2 protein-coding genes are annotated in these 1,370 nt (G+C 75.7%); both read right to left on the reverse strand.

Going from position 1 to position 1,370, the window contains the following annotated elements; all coding sequences use genetic code 11:
* Positions 1 to 20 precede the first annotated feature (20 nt).
* Entirely contained in the window at positions 21 to 899 is an 879-nt protein-coding gene (locus tag C1I97_RS37305; RefSeq protein ID WP_111007290.1) for a cellulose-binding protein, read from the reverse strand.
* Between the two features lie 245 nt (positions 900 to 1,144).
* The coding region (locus tag C1I97_RS37310) for an SUKH-4 family immunity protein (protein ID WP_181447099.1) at positions 1,145 to 1,370 on the reverse strand (226 nt) is incomplete at its 5' end.

Raw genomic sequence — 1,370 nt, forward strand, 5'->3', positions numbered from 1 at the left:
CCCCTCAGGTTCCCGCCCGGTCAGCGCCCCGTCACACCGCTGCGCACCGGGTCCTTTTGCGCCCGCGCGCCGTCCCGCGCGCCGTCCCGCACCGCGTCGCGCCCACGCAGCGCCCGCTCCGTCTCCCCGGCGATCCACTCGTCCCGCAGCCGGGCCTCGGCCAGCACCTCCGCCGCCCGGGCCCGCGCCTCCTGCTGCCCCTGCCGCGCCGCCTGCTCGGCCTCGACGAGCGCCCGCACCGCCTCCGACATGGCCGCCTCGGCGGCCGCCGCCCGGGCGGCGTGCTCCGCTTCGAGGGCGGCCGCCCGCTCGGCCTCCGCACGCTCCGCCTCCGCCCACCGCTCGGCGTGCTCCCTGGCCTGCGCGGCGAGCATCCCGGAGGCGTGCTGCCGCGCCTCCCGCAGCGCGGCCAGTGCCTCGCCACGGCACTCCTTCGCCTCCCGCCGCACCGTGACCCGCAGCTCCTCGGCCTCCGCACGCGCCGCGAGAAGGCGCCGCTCGGCCTGCTCGTCGGCCTGGGCGCGCACGGCGTCGGCCTGCGACCGGGCGGCCCCGAGTACGCCCTCCGCATCGGCCCGCGCCGTCTCCACCAGGCGCTGCGCCACCCGCCGCGCGCCCTTGCGCACCGCGTGCGCCTCCTCCTCGGCCAACTCGAAGAGCCGCCCGGCGCGCTCGCCGAGACTCTCGTACGTCTGAGGGCCCAGCCCGGCCACCGCCTCACGCAGCCGGACCAGCTCCGCCTCCATCTCCCGGGCGAGGACGGTCAGCCGCGCCGCACGCTCCCACGCGGCGTCCCGGTCGTCGGAGAGGGCGGCCACGTACGCGTCGACCTGGACGGGACGGTAGCCGCGCCCCCGTACGACCACGAAGCCGTGCGGCGACCCCGGTGCGCTGCTCATCCTGGACCCCTCTCCGCCGGAACACCGCCGGAACATCACCGAACGGCACGAACGGAATACGACATGATGATTACGCGCATATCTTGATGTATGGGGCGTGCGTGTTCATAACGCGACACTCCGGGCGCTCGGGCCGGCCGGCACCCGAAAGACCGAGGACCACGGACACAAAAAGACCGGGCCCGGTCGTCCACGACCGGGCCCGGCCCTGTCCGCACCCACGTGCGGCCGTCAGCCGGAGCGCCTCACAGCAGCCCGTCCCACATCTGCTCCAGCAGCACCGACCACCAGCTCTCGGGCGAACCCAGCGCCGCCGGGTCCAAAGCCGCCAGCTGCGCCTGGAAGTCGACGGTCCAGCGGCCCGCCTGCTCCTGGTTCAGACCGAAACGCAGCCGCCACATCCGCCCGAGCAGCGCCAGACAGCGCGCGAACTCCGGCAGCCCCGTGTTCACGAACTGCGGCGGTACGACC

The organism is Streptomyces sp. NTH33 (genome assembly GCF_003236365.1).
Taxonomy (GTDB): Bacteria; Actinomycetota; Actinomycetes; order Streptomycetales; family Streptomycetaceae; genus Streptomyces.

What these genes read in the sequence shown, in the direction of transcription:
- C1I97_RS37305 (WP_111007290.1), bottom strand. Translation starts at nt 899, where the DNA reads ATGAGCAGCGCACCGGGGTCGCCGCACGGCTTCGTGGTCGTACGGGGG.